At 43.0% G+C, this 21,784-nt stretch carries 22 protein-coding genes and 1 other annotated feature; all 22 genes read left to right on the top strand.

What is annotated here, in order from left to right:
* Positions 1-10 precede the first annotated feature (10 nt).
* The 22 genes from ACSBQP_RS05310 to pyrF all read left to right on the top strand — a co-directional run bounded on the left by ACSBQP_RS05310 (position 11) and on the right by pyrF (position 21,778).
* Positions 11-367, top strand: coding sequence for a PTS glucitol/sorbitol transporter subunit IIA (locus ACSBQP_RS05310; RefSeq protein ID WP_007499733.1), 357 nt, complete (start codon positions 11-13; stop codon positions 365-367).
* 128 nt (positions 368-495) lie between these two features.
* Positions 496-1,272 (top strand): ABC transporter ATP-binding protein, encoded by a 777-nt coding sequence (locus tag ACSBQP_RS05305; RefSeq protein ID WP_017367201.1) that lies wholly within the window; start codon positions 496-498, stop codon positions 1,270-1,272.
* 79 nt (positions 1,273-1,351) lie between these two features.
* On the top strand, positions 1,352-1,588 hold the full coding sequence (locus tag ACSBQP_RS05300; protein WP_008344958.1) for a YlmC/YmxH family sporulation protein: 237 nt from the start codon (positions 1,352-1,354) through the stop codon (positions 1,586-1,588).
* A gap of 212 nt (positions 1,589-1,800) precedes the next feature.
* Entirely contained in the window at positions 1,801-2,664 is an 864-nt protein-coding gene (gene pgeF, locus ACSBQP_RS05295; protein WP_057079577.1) for a peptidoglycan editing factor PgeF, read from the top strand.
* Positions 2,665-2,670: 6 nt separating this feature from the next.
* Positions 2,671-3,360 carry a YggS family pyridoxal phosphate-dependent enzyme gene (locus tag ACSBQP_RS05290; protein WP_375830666.1) on the top strand — a complete coding sequence of 230 codons (690 nt, stop codon included), beginning with the start codon at positions 2,671-2,673 and terminating at the stop codon, positions 3,358-3,360.
* A 1-nt stretch (position 3,361) separates the two neighbouring features.
* Complete coding sequence (gene sepF / locus ACSBQP_RS05285; protein WP_041090582.1) at positions 3,362-3,820, top strand: cell division protein SepF; 459 nt, start codon at positions 3,362-3,364, stop codon at positions 3,818-3,820.
* Between the two features lie 9 nt (positions 3,821-3,829).
* Complete coding sequence (locus ACSBQP_RS05280) at positions 3,830-4,108, top strand: YggT family protein (protein WP_373422526.1); 279 nt, start codon at positions 3,830-3,832, stop codon at positions 4,106-4,108.
* A 54-nt stretch (positions 4,109-4,162) separates the two neighbouring features.
* A complete protein-coding gene (locus ACSBQP_RS05275; RefSeq protein WP_025207303.1) occupies positions 4,163-4,939 on the top strand; it encodes an RNA-binding protein in 777 nt (258 codons plus the stop codon).
* A gap of 26 nt (positions 4,940-4,965) precedes the next feature.
* Positions 4,966-5,460: a DivIVA domain-containing protein gene (locus tag ACSBQP_RS05270; protein WP_008344947.1), complete on the top strand. Its 495-nt coding sequence runs from the start codon at positions 4,966-4,968 to the stop codon at positions 5,458-5,460.
* Positions 5,461-5,519: 59 nt separating this feature from the next.
* Positions 5,520-5,757: a binding site (T-box leader), on the top strand.
* Positions 5,758-5,816: 59 nt separating this feature from the next.
* Entirely contained in the window at positions 5,817-8,582 is a 2,766-nt protein-coding gene (gene ileS / locus ACSBQP_RS05265) for an isoleucine--tRNA ligase (RefSeq protein ID WP_008344945.1), read from the top strand.
* Positions 8,583-8,742: 160 nt separating this feature from the next.
* Complete coding sequence (locus tag ACSBQP_RS05260) at positions 8,743-9,117, top strand: TraR/DksA family transcriptional regulator (RefSeq protein WP_008344944.1); 375 nt, start codon at positions 8,743-8,745, stop codon at positions 9,115-9,117.
* A gap of 94 nt (positions 9,118-9,211) precedes the next feature.
* Positions 9,212-9,679 (top strand): signal peptidase II, encoded by a 468-nt coding sequence (gene lspA, locus ACSBQP_RS05255; protein WP_008344942.1) that lies wholly within the window; start codon positions 9,212-9,214, stop codon positions 9,677-9,679.
* On the top strand, positions 9,676-10,590 hold the full coding sequence (locus tag ACSBQP_RS05250) for an RluA family pseudouridine synthase (RefSeq protein ID WP_435028236.1): 915 nt from the start codon (positions 9,676-9,678) through the stop codon (positions 10,588-10,590). The genes lspA and ACSBQP_RS05250 overlap by 4 nt, the downstream gene beginning before the upstream one ends.
* Positions 10,591-10,760: 170 nt before the next feature.
* Positions 10,761-11,303 (top strand): bifunctional pyr operon transcriptional regulator/uracil phosphoribosyltransferase PyrR, encoded by a 543-nt coding sequence (gene pyrR / locus ACSBQP_RS05245; protein ID WP_007499718.1) that lies wholly within the window; start codon positions 10,761-10,763, stop codon positions 11,301-11,303.
* Between the two features lie 156 nt (positions 11,304-11,459).
* Positions 11,460-12,788, top strand: coding sequence for a uracil-xanthine permease family protein (locus ACSBQP_RS05240; RefSeq protein ID WP_045034243.1), 1,329 nt, complete (start codon positions 11,460-11,462; stop codon positions 12,786-12,788).
* A 130-nt stretch (positions 12,789-12,918) separates the two neighbouring features.
* Positions 12,919-13,842 carry an aspartate carbamoyltransferase catalytic subunit gene (locus tag ACSBQP_RS05235; protein ID WP_017367206.1) on the top strand — a complete coding sequence of 308 codons (924 nt, stop codon included), beginning with the start codon at positions 12,919-12,921 and terminating at the stop codon, positions 13,840-13,842.
* Complete coding sequence (locus ACSBQP_RS05230; protein WP_035700692.1) at positions 13,826-15,112, top strand: dihydroorotase; 1,287 nt, start codon at positions 13,826-13,828, stop codon at positions 15,110-15,112. The genes ACSBQP_RS05235 and ACSBQP_RS05230 overlap by 17 nt, the downstream gene beginning before the upstream one ends.
* Entirely contained in the window at positions 15,109-16,203 is a 1,095-nt protein-coding gene (locus ACSBQP_RS05225; RefSeq protein WP_019743288.1) for a carbamoyl phosphate synthase small subunit, read from the top strand. The genes ACSBQP_RS05230 and ACSBQP_RS05225 overlap by 4 nt, the downstream gene beginning before the upstream one ends.
* A complete protein-coding gene (gene carB, locus ACSBQP_RS05220) occupies positions 16,188-19,403 on the top strand; it encodes a carbamoyl-phosphate synthase (glutamine-hydrolyzing) large subunit (protein ID WP_007499710.1) in 3,216 nt (1,071 codons plus the stop codon). The genes ACSBQP_RS05225 and carB overlap by 16 nt, the downstream gene beginning before the upstream one ends.
* The gene (locus tag ACSBQP_RS05215; RefSeq protein ID WP_008344928.1) at positions 19,400-20,176 is read left to right on the top strand and encodes a dihydroorotate dehydrogenase electron transfer subunit; all 777 of its coding nucleotides are present in this window, start codon (positions 19,400-19,402) and stop codon (positions 20,174-20,176) included. The genes carB and ACSBQP_RS05215 overlap by 4 nt, the downstream gene beginning before the upstream one ends.
* Positions 20,170-21,102: a dihydroorotate dehydrogenase gene (locus tag ACSBQP_RS05210; RefSeq protein ID WP_017359348.1), complete on the top strand. Its 933-nt coding sequence runs from the start codon at positions 20,170-20,172 to the stop codon at positions 21,100-21,102. Before ACSBQP_RS05215 ends, ACSBQP_RS05210 begins: the two co-directional genes overlap by 7 nt.
* Positions 21,074-21,778 (top strand): orotidine-5'-phosphate decarboxylase, encoded by a 705-nt coding sequence (gene pyrF / locus ACSBQP_RS05205; protein ID WP_017359347.1) that lies wholly within the window; start codon positions 21,074-21,076, stop codon positions 21,776-21,778. Before ACSBQP_RS05210 ends, pyrF begins: the two co-directional genes overlap by 29 nt.
* Positions 21,779-21,784 lie beyond the last annotated feature (6 nt).

The following is a 21,784-nucleotide window of genomic DNA, read 5'->3' as shown; positions in this document are numbered from 1 at the left end:
ATCGAGATACATGGTAACACAATCTGTCGTAAAAGAAATTGGGATCTTAGTCCCGCAGTTTAAAGAAGATAAGCTGATTGTTTTATTTGGACCAGCAGCGCCGCAGGAATTAAGAGATATGTCTGTCATTCATGAGTTTGAACACTTAGAAGAAGAGCCGCTGAAATTAGGCGGAACGATTCAAGTGGGCGACCAAACGTATACCATTACTGCTTTAGGCAATAAAGCAAATGACAACTTTAAGGAACTCGGCCATATTTCGATCTACTTCCAAGAGCCGTTTGATGATGTATTACCGGGAGCTGTCTTTGCATCCCCGCATACGTTTCCTGATATTAAAGAAGGCGTGCGAATTGAAATTTCGTAACCATGCAAAAAAGCTGTTCCTTTTAGGGAGCAGCTTTTTTGCGTTAGGTTTACTGATTGAAACATTTGCGATATGCTGTAGACGTTATTATTTGTATATTCAGAATTTTTATTCAGGGGGAAAAGATCGTGTCGCTTGACTTGAAGGATGTTTCTTTAAAACGAAATGGAAAATGGCTGCTTCGTTCTATTGACTGGCAGGTGAAAGACCAGGAACACTGGGTGCTTTATGGTTTAAATGGTGCTGGGAAAACGGCTTTATTAAATATGCTTTGCTCATATTATTTTCCAACGTCAGGTGAGATGACGGTGTTAGGCCATGTGTTTGGCAAGGAAGCGCTTGGTGAAAAACTAAGGAAGAAAATTGGTCTCATCTCTGCTGGTCTTGAAAAGAAGCTGCACAGAGATGACAATGCATTTGAAATTGTTTTGAGCGGGGCATTTGCTTCCATCGGACTTTATGAAACGCCGACAGATGAGATAAGAGAGAAGGCGATTGATTTATTAAAAACATTTGGCTCATTTCAATATGCCAATCGCACGTATGAAACCCTGTCGCAAGGAGAGAAACAAAAAGTGCTGATCGCAAGAGCTTTAATGAATGATCCGAAGCTCCTAATATTAGATGAACCTGTGACGGGTCTTGATTTCTTAGCAAGAGAACAAGTGCTGGAGACGATCTCATTGATTGCATCAAAACCAGATGCGCCCACATTGCTCTATACGACCCACCACGCAGAAGAGATTCTCCCGATTTTTCAGCATACCTTATTATTAAAAGAAGGTACTGTTTTTCATAAAGGGGAGACAAAGCAGATGATGACAAGTGACTTGCTTTCTTCCTTTTTTGAATGTCCAGTTGAAGTCATGTGGCAAAACGGCCGCCCTCACTTAAGTAAATTGTAGATAAGAGAAACTATTGGTCTGCTTCCCTGCTTTTCCATCATACATATTATAGTAGAAAACGAAAGGCGGGGAAGGACAGATGATCAGTATTTCTGAATTCCAAATCAAAGATGTCGTCGATGTGTCGAGCGGAAAAAAATTAGGTACTATTGGAGACATTGATATCAATGTCACAAGCGGTAAAATACAAGCGATTATCATTGGCGGTACAGGTAAAATGATGGGATTTTTCGGAAAAGAAGAGGAAATGATTGTCCCGTGGCGAAATATAGTAAAAATTGGCGAAGATGTGATACTTGTCCGATTGTCTTCTTAATTCGTGTAAACTCCTCAATCAATAGATCAAATTTTCCTTGAAACAAGCTCTCCATTCTCAGCAATCAATGTCTTTTTCGGGTAAAAAGATTACGTTTTCATATCAATTTGAAAAAAAACCTGTAGAAAGGGCACATTTGAGTGTAATATTTAATGAATCCCACTAACTGTCTTTGCACGTCTTGTGGTAAAATAGGAGCGATATAAAGAGAGATGAATGAAAGGTGGGAGGCAGCTTTGATAGACAAATATGACCCCTTTCAGCAGAAATCACCTTATGCAATGATGATTCATGATTGGACGAACATGACATGTTCTGGAAAAGAGATATTGGCCGGTTTTACGACAAAAAATGGCGGCTTTAGTCTTTCTCCATATCAATCAATGAACACTGGACTCCATGTAGGAGATGATGCTTCTAGTGTCCAAATGAATCGTCAAGTCATTGCAGATGCTACTGCTGTGCCGCTCTCTAATTGGGTGTTTGCTGACCAAACACACGAGGATCGCATCATGAAAGTCACGAAGGAACAAAAGGGAAGAGGAAGTCTTCAGTATGATGAAGCGCTCTCTAGAACAGATGGTTTATACACCTCTGAACCAAACATCATGCTCGCTCTTTGTTTCGCTGACTGTGTTCCGCTTTATTTTCTAGCGCCGCAATCTGGGCTGATTGGAACGGCTCATGCTGGCTGGAAAGGAACCGTTAAGCAAATTGGCGCCAACATGGTTGATGCATGGGTTCGCCAAGAAGGCGCTGATGCCGATCATATACAAGTCGTCATTGGACCATCCATTGGCAGCTGCTGCTACATAGTAGATGATGTTGTCATAGATCAAGTGAAACAGCTTCCTTTTACAACAGAGGATGTGTATTCCGAGATGTCACAAGGACAATACAAAATTGACTTAAAAACATTAAACAAAAACGTATTACTTCATGCAGGATTAAAAGAAGAAAACATACATGTCAGTTCGATGTGCACAAGTTGCAATGAGCAGCATTTCTTCTCACACCGGCGTGATCAAGGGAAAACAGGACGTATGATGTCTTTTGTCGGGTTTAAGGAGGCATAAGTGCAATTGAATGTACGAGAGAATCTCAGACAAATAAATGAACAAATCAACGAAGCATGTAAAAGAGCAGGTAGACATCAAGACGATGTATCGGTTGTCGCTGTCACAAAATATGTCTCGATTGAACGAGCATTAGAAGCCAAGGATGCCGGAATTTTGCACTTTGGTGAAAATCGTGACCAAGGGTTACTTGAAAAACAGGCAGCCATAACCGATGAAAACATTAACTGGCACTTCATCGGCAGTTTACAGACGCGAAAAGTGAAATCTGTCATTCAGACCATTGATTACTTACATTCGCTCGACAGAATGTCCCTTGCGAATGAAATTGAAAAAAGAGCGGATCACACGGTTCGCTGTTTTGTACAGGTGAACACATCACTTGAGGAGTCAAAACACGGCTTACAAAGCGAAGACGTGATTCCATTTGTCAAACAGCTGGCTGATTTCAAACATATTGAAATTGCTGGACTCATGACGATGGCTCCATTTACAGATGATCATACTGTGATACGAAACTGTTTTAAAACATTAAAAAGCCTTCAACAAGAGGTAAAACAACTGAACCAAGTAAATGCACCTTGTCAGCATTTATCGATGGGCATGTCAAACGATTTTGAAATCGCAATTGAAGAAGGTGCGACATTTGTTCGGATTGGCTCTTCACTTGTTGGAAATGAAACAGGAGGTGCGTGACATGAGCATAAAAAATAAGTTTAAAAGCTTCTTCACACTCGATGATGAAGAGTATGAGTACGAATATATTGATGAAGAAAGAGAACCAACACAAGAAGAAAAAAACACAAAAGATAAAGCGGCATTTCAAGAGCGTCCTCAGGCAGGAAAACAAAATGTCGTCAGCTTGCAAAGCGTGCAAAAATCCTCTAAAGTGGTGTTAAGTGAGCCGCGTGTTTATGCAGAGGCTCAGGAGATTGCAGACCATATTAAAAATCGGCGTGCAGTCGTCGTCAATTTGCAGCGCATTCAGCACGATCAAGCAAAGCGAATCATCGACTTCTTAAGCGGAACGGTTTATGCAATCGGTGGAGACATTCAGCGTATTGGCTCGAATATATTCCTCTGCACTCCTGATAATGTGGATGTATCTGGCACAATATCAGAGCTATTGACAGAGGAAGAACCTCAGAGGTGGTAAATCATAGTTATTCTAAATTTCATTTTTAATATTTTGGGTACGGTCTTAACGATTTACTCATTCGCGATCATTATTTACATCTTTATGTCATGGGTGCCATCTGCAAGAGAAACATCGATTGGCCGCTTCTTGACAAACATTTGCGAACCGTATTTAGAACCATTCCGTAAAATTATTCCGCCAATTGGCATGATTGACATCTCGCCGATTGTGGCATTGCTTGTGATTCGTTTCGCATCATCGTATGGACTAACTGGTCTTTATAATATGATTGTACGATTCATGTAAACAGGCTGCCGGGCTTGGCATCTGCCAGGCTCTTTTACATAAAAGGGGAACAAAATGAGCGATATTTATCAACATTTTAGAAAAGACGAACAGCCATTTGTCGACCAAGTATTAGGCTGGAAAAACATCGCACTCGATCAATATCGAATGAAATTAACAGACTTTCTTGATCCGCGTGAGCAGTTCATTACCCAGTCCGTGATTCAGCATTCTGATGAACTGGGTCTCATGTTTTTTGGCGGGTATGAGGAAGCAGAGCGAAAAAGGGCTTTGATCTATCCTGATTATTTAGCACCGTCTATACAGGATTTCGAGCTGACTTATTTTCAGGTGAACTATGCGAAAAAGTTTATTTCTATAGAACACCCCAACCTTCTCGGTTCGCTCATTGGGACAGGCCTGAAGCGTCAAAAATTCGGTGATTTGTTGTTTTCAGAGGACAACGTGCAATTTATTTGTACAAGCGATGTTGCCGATTTTGTTCGGGCTCAGCTGACGCATGTCGGCAGAGCATCTGTTTCATTAGAGGAAATCAGCAAGGCAGATCTTCAGCCAGTCATCAGCAAAACCGATATCAAAGAAGATACGATTTCTTCACTGCGGCTTGACGCTGTATGTGCTGCTGTCAGCCGTCAATCTCGGCAAAAAGCACAGCTTTTGGTCAAAAATGGTCTTGTCAAAGTAAACTGGAAAGTCACTGAAGACCCTTCCTTTACAATTGGTGAAGGTGATCAGCTCTCTGTCAGGGGATTTGGCCGCTTTAGCTTAAAAACAATTGATGGGAAGACAAAAAAAGATAAATTCAAAGTAACATTTGAGCTTCTGACATAACGAATTTGAATCTGGAGGTGGCAAGATTGCCATTAACACCTAATGATATTCATAATAAAACGTTCACAAAAAGTTTTCGCGGCTATGACGAAGATGAAGTAAATGAGTTTTTAAGCCAAGTACGTAAAGATTACGAGATCGTACTTCGCAAAAAGAACGAGCTTGAAGACAAAGTCAACGAGCTTGATGAAAGACTAGGCCATTTTGCAACAATTGAAGAAACATTAAACAAATCCATTCTTGTGGCGCAAGAAGCAGCAGAAGACGTGAAGCGTCATTCTGATAAAGAAGCGAAATTGATCATTCGTGAAGCTGAGAAAAATGCAGACCGTATTATCAACGAAGCGTTATCAAAATCAAGAAAGATTGCAATGGAAATCGAAGAGCTCAAGAAACAGTCGAAAGTCTTTAGAACTCGTTTCCAAATGCTCATCGAAGCTCAGCTTGATCTTCTGAAAAATGATGATTGGGATCATTTGCTGGAATATGAAGTTGACGCTGTCTTTGACGAAAAAGAATAAGCGCATCACCTTGACATGACGTGCTCATGTTGCATATAATACCATCATAAATTAACAAGAGATAAACGTTTGAAAGGGACACTCGCAGCGGTTACATGCGTAATAAAGCGAATCAGGGACGGTGGAAGCCTGACATTACGAAACGCTGCAATGAGATCACCCCTTTAGTTCCTTTTCTGAAATGAATGAGTAAGAAAAGGCGTCTGATCACGTTACGATTTTAGAGTGGATAAGCGGCAATTTCATAGCGCTTGTCTAAAAGGGTGGTACCGCGAGACAAGCCTTCTCGTCCCTTATGGGATGAGAGGGCTTTTTTTATTGTTTTTTAATACGAATTTGCATGTGGAGGAATAGGTATGAACTACAAAGACACCTTATTAATGCCAAAAACAGAATTCCCGATGAGAGGAAACTTGCCGAACAAAGAGCCTGAAATCCAAGAGGAGTGGGCAGAAAAAGACATCTATCAAATGGTTTTAGAGCGGACAAAAGGACGCCCGACCTTTATTTTGCATGATGGACCTCCATATGCGAATGGTGACATTCATATGGGGCACGCACTCAATAAAATCCTCAAAGATTTTATTGTCCGTTTTAAATCAATGAATGGATTCCATGCACCGTACGTACCGGGCTGGGATACACATGGCTTACCGATTGAAACAGCCCTTACGAAAAATAAAAAAGTCAAACGCAAAGAAATGTCGACAGCAGAATTCCGTAAACTATGTGAGGAGTATGCTTGGAAACAAATCGAAGGTCAGCGCAATCAGTTTAAGCGTTTGGGCGTAAGAGCAGACTGGGACAATCCATATGTGACATTAAAGCCTGAATACGAAGCGCAGCAAATTCTTGTCTTTGGTGAAATGGCGAAAAGAGGCTATATTTACAAAGGTCTTAAGCCTGTTAACTGGTCTCCATCAAGTGAATCAGCACTTGCTGAAGCAGAAATTGAATACAAGGACAAACGTTCACCATCGATTTACGTATCATTTAAAGTGAAAGATGGCAAAGGCGTACTTGAAAATGGCGAGCAGTTCATCATCTGGACAACAACACCTTGGACACTTCCTGCAAACCTTGGCATTTGTGTACATCCAAACCTAGAGTACAGTGTGCTTCAAGTGGGTGCTGAGCGATATGTCATCGCATCTGAACTAGTTGAACAAGTGGCAAAAACACTTGGCTTTGAAGAGTACGAAGTTGTGAAAACGTTAAAAGGTAAAGAATTAGATAAGGTCGTTGCAGCACATCCAATTTACGATAGAGATTCTCTTGTGATGCTTGGCGATCACGTCACAACAGATGCAGGAACAGGCTGTGTTCACACAGCGCCAGGTCACGGGGAAGATGACTTTATCGTAAGTATGAAGTACGGTCTTGATGTGTTATGTCCAGTAGATGAAAAAGGTGTGATGACAGAAGAAGCACCTGGTTTTGAAGGACTATTCTACGAGGATGCCAATAAAGCCATCACAGAACAGCTTGAAGCAAAAGGCGCATTGAAAAAACTCGACTTTATCACGCACTCCTATCCGCATGACTGGAGAACGAAAAAACCAACAATTTATCGTGCAACTGCTCAGTGGTTTGCTTCCATTAAAGATTTCAGAGAAGCGCTATTAGATAATATTAAAGAAACGAAATGGGTTCCAGCTTGGGGCGAAACGCGCCTGTTCAATATGGTGCGTGACAGAGGTGACTGGTGCATTTCAAGACAGCGTGTATGGGGCGTTCCAATCCCAGTCTTCTATGCTGAAAATGGTGAGCCAATCATCACAGATGAAACGATTCAGCACGTCTCTCAATTATTTAGAGAACATGGCTCGAATATTTGGTTTGAAAAAGAAGCAAAAGAATTATTGCCTGAAGGCTTTACACATCCAGGCAGCCCGAATGGTGAATTTACAAAAGAGCAAGATATCATGGATGTATGGTTTGATTCTGGTTCTTCTCACCAAGCGGTATTAGAAGAACGAGATGACCTTGTTCGTCCGGCAGACCTTTACCTTGAAGGTTCTGATCAATATCGCGGCTGGTTTAACTCATCTTTATCTACAGCAGTTGCTGTCACTGGAAAAGCGCCATATAAAGGTGTTCTCAGCCATGGCTTTACGCTTGATAAAGAAGGACGCAAGATGAGTAAATCATTAGGCAATACGATTGATCCGACGAAAGTGGCGAAGCAGCTTGGTGCGGAGATTCTTAGACTTTGGGTATCTTCTGTCAACTATCAAGCCGATCATCCAGTGTCTGACGACATTTTAAAACAAGTCGCAGAAGTTTATCGTAAAATCCGTAACACGTTCCGCTTCTTGCATGGTAACCTGTTTGACTTTGATCCAGCAGTCAATGCAGTACCAGTCGAAGAGCTTCGCGAAGTGGATCAATATATCTTAATCAAATTAAACAAATTGATTGATAAAGTGAAAAAAGCTTATGATGATTACGAATTTGCGGTTGTCTATCATGCCATCCACAACTTCTGTACGATTGAGCTTAGCTCTTTCTATCTCGATTTTGCAAAAGATGTGGTATACATTGAGCATGCGGATCATCCAGACCGCCGCAGCATGCAAACGGTCTTCTACGAAACATTAATGGCGTTAGTGAAGCTGACAGCACCAATTCTTCCGCATACAGCAGACGAACTATGGAGCCACTTAAGCTTTGTTGAAGAACCAAGTGTTCAGTTAACAGATATGCCAGAAGGTGTAGCTGTTCCTCAAGCAGAAGCGACAGAAGTGAAGTTTGACCGCTTTATGGAAGTACGTGACGATGTGCTAAAAGCGCTGGAAATTGCGCGTAATGAGAAAGTCATCGGACGTTCACTTGAAGCAAGTGTGACCCTTTATGCAACAGAGGAAGTGAAAAACCTTCTTGCATCCATTAAAGAAGATGTGAAGCAGCTCTTTATCATTTCTGAATTAACAGTAGAAGATGAGAAGCATGCAGACGCATCAGCGCCTGAATACACATCAGGACGAATTGTTGTTCAAAAAGCAGAAGGCGAACTGTGCGAACGTTCCCGCATTATTTCAAAAGATGTTGGCGCAAATCCAAAATACCCAACATTGTCGCTCAAAAATGCTGAAATTGTGGAGAAATATTACCAGAATTAACAGCGTGATATCACCAACTAGCGCCCCGCATATAGCGGGGCGTTTTTGATATAGAGAAAATGACAGCGTTTAGAACGAAAGGAAAAATCTTATGGCTTTAAAGTGAACAGGCGGGGCAACAATATGATTATCACGACAGGGCAGGAGTTGAAACAGCGACATGAATGGCGATCTAGAGACGATTTACATGGAACTCCTTCAAATGAGAGAAGAACTGCAATCGAAACTGTTTGAATATGCATCATTGCGTTCACCCGCTGAACATGTCACGTTCGATCAAGCAAAAACGACCACGCTTCTTTATCACATCAAAGAAGAACTGCAAGATGTTTCGCTCGCGATTGCAAAAATTGAACAAGGAACTTATGGCATATGTGAGGCGACTGGGCATACAATGCCCATTGAACAAATGAGTATTCTTCCGACTGCTCGTACGACTGACGACTTTTTATATCATAAGCAATACGAGAAAAAAGCATTCACCCCTTATCCTTATGAATCGAACGATTCTCATTTTGAAGCCTTCCACATGTAGGGAGGTTTTTGTCTGTCAACTAAAGTTTCTTTACTCCTTCCTGTTTTCTTGATAAAATGCTTAAAGACCAAAGTATGAAGATGGAGGAACGTGTGTGTTCTATTACATAATCGCATTCGTGATAATTTGTTTAGATCAATTAACAAAATGGCTCATTGTCAAACATATGATGCTCGGTGATTCTATTCCTGTGATTGATGGCTTCTTTTACATCACATCCCACCGAAATTCAGGAGCCGCATGGGGGATTCTCCAAGGACAAATGTGGTTTTTCTATGTGATCACACTCGTTGTTATTGCAGGAATTGTTTATTATTTGCAAAAACATGGACAAAAGGACAAGCTACTTGGCGTAGCACTTGCCTTAATGCTTGGCGGAGCGATTGGGAACTTTATTGACCGTATTTTCCGTCAAGAAGTGGTTGATTTTGCTCATTTCGTATTTGGGGATTATCATTATCCAATCTTTAATATCGCAGATTCCTCTCTATGTGTGGGGGTCATTCTGCTCTTTATTCAAATGCTGTTAGATGGAAAGAAAAATAAGGAGTCAACTACATGAATCAAGTAAACATTGCCGTTTCAGAAGAACAAACAAGTGAACGGCTTGATAAATTTTTAAGCACAACTGAACCAGAATGGTCAAGAACCCAAGTCCAGCAGTGGGTGAAAGATGGGCTCATCGAAGTAAATGGAAAACAAGTGAAGGCCAATTATAAAGTACAAGCTGGAGATCAAATCAAAGTAGAGATTCCAGATCCAGAAGCACTAGATGTAGAAGCGGAATCAATGGATCTTGATATTTATTATGAGGATGAAGATGTACTAGTGGTCAATAAACCAAGAGGAATGGTCGTTCATCCAGCACCAGGACATGTGACAGGTACTCTTGTCAATGGCCTCATGGCTCATTGCAATGATTTGTCAGGCATTAATGGTGTGATGAGACCAGGAATTGTCCACCGGATTGATAAAGATACGTCAGGGCTTTTAATGGTCGCAAAAAATGATATGGCGCATGAATCACTCGTCAATCAGCTGGTGGCGAAAACGGTCACTAGAAAATACACAGCCGTTGTTCATGGCATCATTCAGCATGATACTGGAACGATTGATGCACCAATAGGTCGAGACAAAAAAGATCGCCAAAGCATGACGGTCACAAAAGAAAATGCAAAGCAGGCAGTCACTCATTTTGATGTGATGGAGCGCTTTAAAGACTTTACCGTTGTAGAATGCCGCCTTGAAACGGGAAGAACCCACCAAATTCGTGTTCATATGAAATACATTGGCTATCCGCTTGCCGGAGATCCAAAATATGGCCCGAGAAAAACGGTTGATTTCAATGGACAACTGCTACATGCAGGCGTGTTAGGATTTGATCACCCTAGAACAGGAAAATATATGGAGTTTACAGCTCCAATTCCAGCTGATATGCGGGGCTTTATCGATTCATTAAGAAATAACGATTGACAGGCCGTTCTTTTTTTGAAATAATAAACGAAGAAATTGAGATTCTTTAAAACAGTCCAGAGAGGCTGAGAAGGATAACGGATCAATTTGTGCACGAGTATGCACAAATGAGCGCCCCTCTCTGCCCTTTGCAGAAGGGGCTTTTTATTTGTCAAAAAGAGGTGTAAAAGATGGAACAAAAAGCAGTCATTCTTGATGAACAAGCGATAAGACGAGCGCTTACCCGTATTGCACATGAAATGATTGAGCGCAACAAAGGGATGAAGGATGTCATCCTGGCCGGGATCAAGACAAGAGGTATTCATCTTGCAAAGCGCCTTGCAGAGCGCATCGAGCAAATTGAAGGAAACCCAGTGACGGTGGGTGAACTGGATATTACGCTATACCGTGATGACCTGACAAAAAAGACAGAGAATCAAGACCCGCTTGTCAAGGGTGCAGACATTCCAGCTGACATTAATGACAAAACACTGATTGTCGTGGATGATGTGCTGTTCACAGGCAGAACGGTGAGAGCGGCTATGGATGCGCTTGTGGATGTAGGGAGACCTTCTTCCATTCAGCTGGCTGTTCTAGTCGACCGGGGACACCGGGAGCTGCCGATTCGGGCAGATTATATCGGAAAAAACATCCCGACATCAAAAGCAGAGACAGTCATGGTTCAGCTCAATGAAGTAGATCAAAACGACCTTGTCGCTATATATGAAAAATAACCTTTTTAAATGCATTCCAGAGAGTTTGCAAAGAGGGCATTAACAAGAGACACCGAGCACACGGCTAAAGTGACGTGTACGGTTTTTCTAGGCCTCTTTGCGCATACTCGCAAAGAGGCTTTTTTAATGAAAAAGGACACATCTAGGAGGAAAATCATGAGTCAGCAAAAAGCCAATTTAGGCATTCGAGATATCCCAAAACCGTTCACATGGCTGTCACTCAGCCTGCAGCACTTGTTTGCCATGTTTGGTGCAACCATTCTTGTACCAAAGATCATTGATATGAGCCCAGCCGTCGCGCTCATCTCAAGCGGGGTTGGAACCATTGTGTACTTAATCATCACAAGAGGGCAGATTCCGGCGTATCTTGGATCGTCCTTTGCCTTTATCGCCCCTATCTTGAATGTAAAAGCCACCGGCGGCCCTGGAGCAGCAATGGTAGGTGCCTTTATGGCGGGTGTGGCATATGCACTCATCGCATTATTTATTAAATGGCTCGGCACAGGCTGGCTAATGAAGCTTCTGCCGCCTGTCGTTGTAGGACCCGTCATTATGGTCATCGGACTCGGACTCGCTGGAACAGCTGTTAACATGGCGATGTACGTCGATCCGAATGCAAAGGAGCTTGTTTACAGCCTGAAGCACTTAATGGTTGCAGGCTTCACGCTCGCTGTCACCATTATTAGTATGATCTTCCTAAGAGGATTCCTTAGCTTGATTCCAGTCTTAATCGGCATTATTAGCGGCTACCTCTTTGCCTTAACACAAGGCATTGTGAACTTCCAGCCAGTCATTGACGCAAAATGGTTTGCTGTACCAGACTTTGTTGTGCCATTTGTCGACTATACACCTGCTGTGACTTTAAGCATTCTCACAGTGATGGTGCCGGTTGCCTTTGTGACCATGTCTGAGCACATCGGCCATCAAGTCGTGTTAAGCAAAGTTGTTGGACAAGATTTTATTAAAAAGCCAGGTCTTCATCGCTCCATTTTAGGAGACAGTGCGGCGACAATCTTCGCTTCACTCATCGGCGGACCTCCAACAACGACTTATGGAGAGAACATTGGCGTCCTTGCCATCACAAGAGTGTTCAGTATCTTCGTCATCGGCGGAGCAGCGGTGTTTGCGATCTGCTTCGGCTTTGTTGGGAAAATTTCAGCATTAATCAGTACAGTACCATCCGCGGTTATGGGGGGCGTTTCGTTCCTGCTCTTTGGAATCATAGCCTCAAGCGGACTGCGAATCCTGATTGATCATAAAGTGAATTTTGAAGAAAAGCGCAATCTCATTATCGCATCAGTCATCTTAGTCATTGGTATTGGCGGGGCATTCATTGAGGTGAAACAAATCAATCTGACGCTGTCAGGAATGGCACTCGCTGCTATTACTGGCGTCCTGCTAAACCTGATTCTGCCGCATCAAAAGGCAGAAGATGATGAGTCAAATGAATCGAATACCGAAAACCTTTTAAAAGAAGTCCAGTGAGGCTGACAAGGGTTCTAAACGGAGCAGAACGTGCGAAAGCACCCCTGCTTCTTTTGGAGAACCCTAAGCTGCCGAGGCTTAGGGTTTTTTTGAACCTGAAAGTGATGAAAAACTAGAGGGGGCAGAAAAAATGAATGATTTATCGACAATGAGCAGCTTGTCAAAGGAAGAAATTTTACAGCTGATTGAAGAAGCATGTGCATTGAAAAAAGGGAAACAGGAACATGGTTTAGCAGGTGAATTTGTAGCGAACCTCTTCTTTGAACCAAGTACAAGAACGCGTTTTAGCTTTGAGGTGGCAGAGAAAAAACTTGGAATGAATGTGCTGAACCTAGACGCAGCAAGTACCTCTGTTCAAAAGGGAGAGACCCTTTACGATACAGTGAAAACACTTGAATCCATCGGAGTGAAGGCATGTGTCATCAGAGACAGTACAGACGAATATTACAAAGAGCTGATTGGGAAGGTCGGGATTCCAATCATTAATGCGGGAGATGGCTGCGGTCAGCACCCTACCCAATCATTGCTGGATTTGATGACGATCTTCGAAGAGTTTGGCGGTTTTGAAGGCTTAACCATCTCGATTCATGGTGATATCAAACATAGCAGGGTGGCAAGGTCCAATGCTGAAGTCCTCGCAAGACTAGGAGCGACAGTGCTCTTTTCAGGACCAGCTTCCTTCCAAGATGAACAAAATCCTCATGGAACGTATGTCGAGGTGGACGAAGCCATGAAGCGGTCTGACGTGGTGATGCTGCTGAGAATTCAGCATGAAAGACACTCAGAAAAGATGGGCAACGAGGGTTACTTATCGACTTATGGATTAACAGTAGACAGGGCAAGCAAAATGAAAGAAAGAGCGATTATTATGCATCCAGCACCAGTAAATAGAGGTGTTGAAATAGATGATTCATTAGTAGAGTCAAAACAGTCAAGGATTTTCAAACAAATGGAAAATGGTGTGTATATCCGAATGGCTGTGTTAAAAAGGGCTTTTCAAAATAGCAGACTACATCAAAAAGGGAGAGATTCTGTCTATGTCATATCTCATTAAAAACGGTTTTATCTTAACAAGCACAGGGGAAAGAGTGCAGCAGGATATTAGGGTAGAAGGAAAAGTGATTCAAGCAATGGGTCATTTAGAAAGAGAAGACGGAGAAGAAGTCATTGATGCAGCAGGGCTATTTGTATCACCAGGTTTGATTGATCTGCATGTGCATTTAAGAGAGCCAGGCGGCGAGAAAAAAGAAACCATTGAAACAGGTTCTAAGGCAGCAGCAAGAGGCGGGTATACGACCATTGCAGCGATGCCAAATACACGGCCAGTTCCAGATACAAAAGAACAAATGGAATGGCTGATGAATCGAATCAACGAGACCTCCTCTGTAAGAGTACTGCCATACGCTTCCATCACGACGAGACAAATTGGCGAAGAGATGACAGACTTTGCAGCGTTAAAAGAAGCGGGCGCATTTGCCTTTACGGATGACGGTGTTGGTATTCAAACCGCAGGCATGATGTACGAAGCAATGAAAAAGGCAGCAAGCCTTGATCAAGCCATAGTGGCGCACTGTGAAGATAACTCACTCATTTATGGAGGATGCGTTCATGAAGGAGACTTTTCAAAAGCAAATGGGTTAAACGGGATACCGTCAATTTGTGAATCGGTGCATATTGCAAGAGATGTCCTCTTAGCAGAAGCAGCGAATTGTCATTATCATGTATGCCATATCAGCACAAAGGAATCCGTCCGAGTGGTACGCGATGCAAAAAAAGCAGGCATTCGTGTGACAGCTGAGGTCTCGCCACATCACCTGCTCTTATGTGATGCAGACATTCCAGGTCTTGACACAAACTATAAAATGAATCCGCCGCTCAGAGGAGCAGAAGATCGCGAGGCACTGATCGAGGGGCTTTTAGATGGCACGATTGATTTTATCGCCACAGACCATGCACCGCATACAGAAGAAGAAAAGAACGAAACGATGCAGAGGGCACCTTTTGGGATTGTTGGACTTGAAACAGCGTTCCCGCTTCTGTACACACGTTTTGTGAAAACAGGGGAATGGACATTAAAAGAACTTGTTGATTATATGACCATCAAACCAGCAGAAGCCTTTGCTCTTCCATACGGAAAGCTGGAAGAAGGTCAAATCGCTGATATCACACTGATTGATTTAAACAAAGAAATGGCAATTGACAAAAAAAGCTTCTTATCTAAAGGACAAAATACACCGTTTGACAAATTGACTGTATCAGGATGGCCGGTCATGACACTTGCATCTGGGGAAGTCGTTTATGAAGAGGGGAGACTAGTAAAATGAAGAGACGCTTAGTGCTAGAAAACGGAACAGTATTCGAAGGAACAGGCTTTGGCAGCTTAGAACCGTCAGTCGGAGAAGTCGTCTTTAACACAGGGATGACAGGCTATCAAGAGATTTTGTCTGACCCGTCGTACTGCGGACAAATTGTCACACTCACTTACCCGCTGATCGGCAACTATGGCATTAACCGTGATGATTTTGAATCGATCACACCGTTTGTGAAAGGGCTGATCGTGAAAGAGCTTTGTGAAAAGCCTTCAAACTGGCGCTCTTCATACTCACTTGATGAGTATTTAAAAATGAAAAATATCCCGGGTCTTAGCGGCATTGATACACGCAAGCTCACGCGCATGATTCGAAGTGCAGGTACATTAAGAGGAGCTTTTGCAGGACCGGATGAACAAGTAGAAGACGTTGTAAGCCGCCTTCAAACGATGCAGCTACCAACAGATCAAGTAAGCCAAGTATCTGTGAAAAATGCGTATCCAAGCCCAGGAAGAGGAAAAAGAATTGTGCTTGTCGATTTCGGCATGAAGCATGGCATTTTGCGCGAACTCAATAAGCGAGATTGTGATGTCATTGTGGTGCCATACAATATCACGGCAGATGAAGTATTACAGTTAAAACCAGACGGCATCATGCTTTCAAACGGACCTGGGGATCCAGTCGATGTGCCAGAAGCGGTTGAAATGATTCAGCAGCTGATTGGAAAGGTACCACTCTTTGGTATCTGCTTGGGACACCAGTTATTCGCGCTTGCGTGCGGCGCAAGTACAGAAAAAATGAAATTTGGGCATAGAGGATCCAATCATCCAGTCAAAGAACTAGCAACTGGCAAGGTAACCTTGACGTCTCAAAACCATGGCTACACGGTTAGCGCCATTAATGAAGACGTGCTTGAAGTCACACATATTGCGCTAAATGACAATACCATTGAAGGATTAAAACATAAAGAAGCACCAGCATTCACTGTCCAGTATCACCCAGAAGCATCACCGGGTCCAGAAGATGCGAACTACTTATTCGACGAGTTCATGGACATGATTCATACAACTGAGAAAGAAGGGGAAGAAGTATGCCAAAACGCGTAGATATCAAAAAGATTTTAGTGATCGGTTCAGGTCCAATCATCATCGGTCAGGCAGCGGAGTTTGACTATGCAGGCACACAGGCTTGTTTAGCGCTAAAAGAAGAGGGCTATGAAGTCGTTCTTGTGAACTCTAACCCTGCGACGATCATGACAGATACGGAAATGGCCGACAAGGTATACATCGAACCACTGACACCAGAATTTTTAACACGAATCATTCGAAAAGAACGTCCTGATGCGATTCTGCCAACACTTGGCGGACAAACTGGATTGAACCTTGCTGTTGAATTATCAGATCTTGGTGTACTCGCTGAATGCGGTGTTGAAGTACTAGGCACAAAGCTGTCAGCTATTCAAAAAGCAGAGGACAGAGATTTATTCCGTAATCTAATGAATGAATTAAATGAACCTGTACCAGAAAGTGAAATCATCCATAACCTTGAAGAAGCGATGGCATTCACAGATCAAATCGGTTTCCCGGTCATTGTTAGACCAGCCTATACACTAGGCGGAACAGGCGGCGGAATTTGTACAAATGAGCAAGAATTAAAAGAAATCGTCGAGAATGGACTGAAGTTAAGTCCGGTGACACAATGTTTGCTTGAAAAAAGTATCGCAGGTTTTAAAGAAATTGAATATGAGGTTATGCGTGACAGCGGAGATCATGCCATTGTGGTTTGTAACATGGAAAACTTTGATCCTGTCGGCATCCACACAGGTGACAGTATCGTTGTGGCACCAAGTCAAACGCTAAGTGATCGTGAATATCAGCTGCTTCGTAATGTGTCACTCAAGCTGATTCGTGCACTTGGCATTGAAGGCGGATGTAACGTACAGCTGGCGATTGATCCAGACAGCTTCCAATACTATATTATCGAAGTAAACCCGCGCGTGAGCCGTTCTTCTGCTCTTGCGTCTAAAGCAACTGGATATCCAATTGCAAAACTTGCAGCGAAAATCGCAGTTGGCCTAACACTTGATGAAATGATGAACCCAGTCACAGGTAAAACATATGCAGCGTTCGAGCCAGCACTCGACTATATTGTTTCAAAAATCCCGCGCTGGCCGTTTGATAAGTTTGAATCTGCCAACAGACGACTTGGAACACAAATGAAAGCAACGGGTGAAGTCATGGCAATTGGCCGCACATTAGAAGAGTCTCTTTTAAAGGCTGTTCGTTCACTTGAAGCGGATGTGCATCACATTGAATTAAAAGACGAAGCGGACATTACAAACGAAGTGCTTGAAAAGCGGATTATCAAAGCAGGAGATGAGCGTCTGTTTTATATCGCTGAGGCACTAAGAAGAGGCTATACCGTCGAACAGATTCATGAATTCTCGAAAATTGATTACTTCTTCCTTCATAAACTGGAAGGCATCATCGCTTTTGAAAAGACACTAAAAGAAAACAAAGGCAATGTAGACGTTTTAAAAGAAGCGAAAGAAAAAGGTTTCTCAGATATTTATATTAGCCGCGAATGGAATATGAATGAGGCAGATGTCTACAACCTAAGAACAGAAGCAGGCATCGTTCCTGTGTATAAGATGGTGGACACATGTGCGGCAGAATTTGAATCAGAAACACCGTACTTCTACAGCACATATGAAGATGAAAATGAATCCGAACGAACAGATAAGAAAAGTGTCATCGTGCTAGGCTCAGGTCCAATCAGAATCGGACAAGGGGTTGAATTCGATTATGCGACCGTTCATTCAGTGTGGGCAATCAAACAAGCAGGCTATGAAGCCATTATTATTAACAACAACCCTGAAACCGTCTCAACAGACTTTAGTATTTCAGATAAGCTCTACTTTGAACCACTCACTGTAGAAGATGTGATGCACATCATCGACCTTGAACAACCAGAAGGTGTCGTCGTTCAGTTTGGCGGACAAACAGCGATTAACTTAGCAGATGAATTATCAAATAGAGGGGTTAAGATACTTGGAACATCGCTTGAAGACCTTGATCGCGCGGAAAACCGTGACAAGTTTGAACAAACATTAGAAACTCTCGGCGTGCCGCAGCCAAAAGGTAAGACAGCAACGTCTGTGCCAGAGGCAGTAGCAATTGCGAATCAAATCGGTTACCCCGTGCTTGTCCGTCCTTCCTATGTATTAGGCGGCCGTGCAATGGAAATTGTGTATCAAGAAGCTGAGCTCCTTCACTACATGGAGAATGCGGTGAAAGTCAATCCGCAGCACCCAGTGCTCATTGACAAGTATTTGACAGGAAAAGAAATTGAAGTAGATGCTGTGTCTGACGGAGAAACGGTTGTCATACCAGGCATTATGGAACACATTGAAAGAGCCGGAGTTCACTCTGGAGACTCCATTGCGGTCTACCCGCCGCAAACTTTGTCAGAGGACATCAAAGCGAAGATTGCAGAATACACGATTAAACTCGCAAAAGGCCTTAACATCATTGGGCTTTTGAACATTCAATTTGTTCTATCAAAAGGAGAAGTGTACGTACTTGAAGTGAATCCGCGCTCAAGCCGGACTGTCCCATTCTTAAGTAAAATTACAGGCATTCCAATGGCGAACTTAGCTACAAAGGTTATTTTAGGAGAAAAACTGAAAAACTATGGCTACCAAGAAGGGCTTCATGTTGAGCAAGAAGGCGTATATGTGAAAGTTCCAGTCTTCTCTTTTGCAAAACTAAGAAGAGTAGATATTACACTAGGGCCTGAAATGAAATCAACAGGTGAAGTCATGGGGAAAGATGTCACAATCGAAAAAGCCCTCTATAAAGGGTTGATTGCATCAGGCATTCAAATTCCAAAAGACGGAACGGTTCTCCTGACAGTGGCTGATAAAGATAAAGAAGAAGGACTTGAGATTGCAAGAAGATTCCATTCCATCGGCTATCATATTTTAGCAACAGAAGGAACAGCGAATTACTTAAAACAAGCCTCTATTCCATCAAGTGTTGTCGGCAAAATAGGAGAAGAAGGAAAGAATCTGCTGGATGTCATTCGAAATGGTGAAGCCCAATTTGTCATCAACACCTTAACAAAAGGAAAACAGCCGGCAAGAGACGGCTTTAGAATTAGACGTGAATCTGTTGAAAATGGTGTCGCTTGCTTAACGTCACTAGATACAGCGGAAGCGATTTTAAGAGTGCTAGAGAGCATGACATTTAGAGCAGATGAAATGCCAGAAGTGAAAACGAATGCTGAGGTGACAGTAACGATATGAAAAAAGCATACTTGACGGTCGTCTCAAACCGAGAGATCGCTGATCATATTTACGAAATGACATTAAAAGGTGATCTTGTTGAATCCTTTCAAACAGCTGGACAGTTTCTTCATATAAAGGTCAGTGAATCCATGACACCGCTGCTGAGAAGACCGATCAGTATTGCCAACATTCATGCCGAAAAGCAAGAAGCAACCATCATTTACCGCGCAGAGGGAGAGGGCACAAAGCTCCTTTCCCAAAAGCGGGCGGGAGAGTCAGTCGATGTGTTAGGACCGCTTGGAAACGGCTATGACCCTTCAGTCGTTCAGGCCGGACAGACCGCATTATTAGTCGGTGGAGGAATCGGTGTGCCTCCGTTATATGAACTGTCTAAGCGGTTAACGAAAAAAGGCGTCATCGTAAAACATGTTCTCGGTTTTCAATCGAAAAAGGATGTATTTTATGAGGAGATGTTTCAAGCGCTCGGAGATACATTTATCGCAACCGTTGATGGAACATATGGCTCGAAAGGTTTCGTGACAAATGTCATTGAAGAGAATGAGCTGGACTTTGATGTCTTGCTTTCCTGTGGACCGACACCTATGTTAAAAGCACTAAAAGACTCTTATCCCGATAAGCCTGTCTATATTTCAATGGAAGAACGAATGGGCTGTGGAATCGGTGCATGCTTTGCTTGTGTCTGTCATACCGATCAGCACGAGAAACCGTACGTTAAAGTTTGTCTGGATGGACCTGTTTTTAAAGCGGAGGAGGTGGCGCTATCATGCTAAACATCGAATTACCCGGCTTATCTTTAAAAAATCCAATCATTCCTGCATCAGGCTGTTTTGGATTTGGAAAAGAATTCGCATCATTATATGACCTTTCCTTGCTGGGCGGCATCATGATTAAAGCCACGACCCTTGAACCGAGATTTGGCAACCCGACACCGAGGGTAGCTGAGACAGGAGCCGGTATGCTGAATGCGATTGGTCTCCAAAATCCAGGTCTAAAAGGCGTGCTTGAACATGAATTACCTTGGCTTGAGCAGTTCGATACCCCTATTATTGCCAATGTTGCTGGATCACAAGTTGATGATTATGTTGAAGTAGCAAAGCAAATTAGTCAAGCAAGCAATGTTCACGCCCTTGAACTGAATATCTCGTGTCCGAATGTGAAAACAGGCGGAATTGCCTTTGGGACCGATCCAGAAATGGCGGCTACATTGACAAAAGCTGTTAAGGAAGTTTCCTCCGTTCCTGTTTATGTGAAACTGTCACCTAATGTAGCCAATATCGTTGAGATTGCTAAAGCGATTGAATCGGCTGGAGCGGATGGACTCACCATGATCAATACCTTAATTGGGATGCGTTTAGATTTAAAAACAGGCAAACCCATTCTTGCCAATAAAACAGGCGGATTATCAGGTCCTGCTGTAAAACCTGTTGCCATCCGAATGGTGCATGAGGTCAGTCAGGCCGTTTCTATTCCGATTATTGGGATGGGCGGGGTGCAAAGCGCTGAAGATGTACTTGAATTTTTACTAGCTGGCGCAAGTGCGGTAGCTGTTGGGACAGCCAATTTTGTGAACCCATTTATTTGCCCGGAAATCATTGATGAACTGCCGAATGTGTTAGCGGCTTATGGGTATTCATCTGTAGAGGAATGCATCGGAAGGAGCTGGAAACATGAAGCACTTGCCCATCATCGCGCTTGATTTTCCATCAGGACAGGAGGCGCACGCCTTTATAGATCGTTTTGAAGGCACTCCATTATTCGTAAAGGTCGGCATGGAGCTGTTTTACCAAGAAGGTCCTGCCATTATTGACGCACTGAAAGAAAAAAATTGCCGTATTTTCCTTGATCTGAAGCTTCATGACATTCCAACAACTGTGCAAAAAGCGATGAACAGACTTGCTGCACTTGGTGTTGATTTGGTGAATGTGCATGCAGCCGGCGGGAAAAGAATGATGCAGGCGGCCGTAGAGGGGCTTGAAAGCGGAACCCTTGCCGGGCAAAATCGCCCAAGCATTATTGCAGTGACCCAGCTGACAAGCACGTCAGAAGATATGATGAAAAAAGAATTACTAATTGACCGCCCATTGCAAGAGGCTGTGCTTCATTATGGACAATTGGCATATGAAAGTGGACTTGATGGTGTGGTGTGCTCTGTTCATGAATCAAAACAGCTTCATGAACAAATCTCTCCTTCCTTTCTCACTGTGACGCCAGGAATTCGCTTACCAAATGATCAAACGGATGACCAAAAGCGTGTGGCGACACCTGCCTTTGCCAAAGAGCAGGGTGTTTCACAGATTGTTGTGGGAAGATCGATCACAAAAGCCACAAACCCAGTGGAAGCTTATCAACAAATTTTGAAAGAGTGGGAGTGACTGCCG

Source organism: Bacillus sp. G402 (assembly GCF_051172515.1).
GTDB lineage: Bacteria > Bacillota > Bacilli > Bacillales > Bacillaceae > Bacillus > Bacillus altitudinis.
This window is presented reverse-complemented; position numbering and strand designations above follow the sequence as displayed.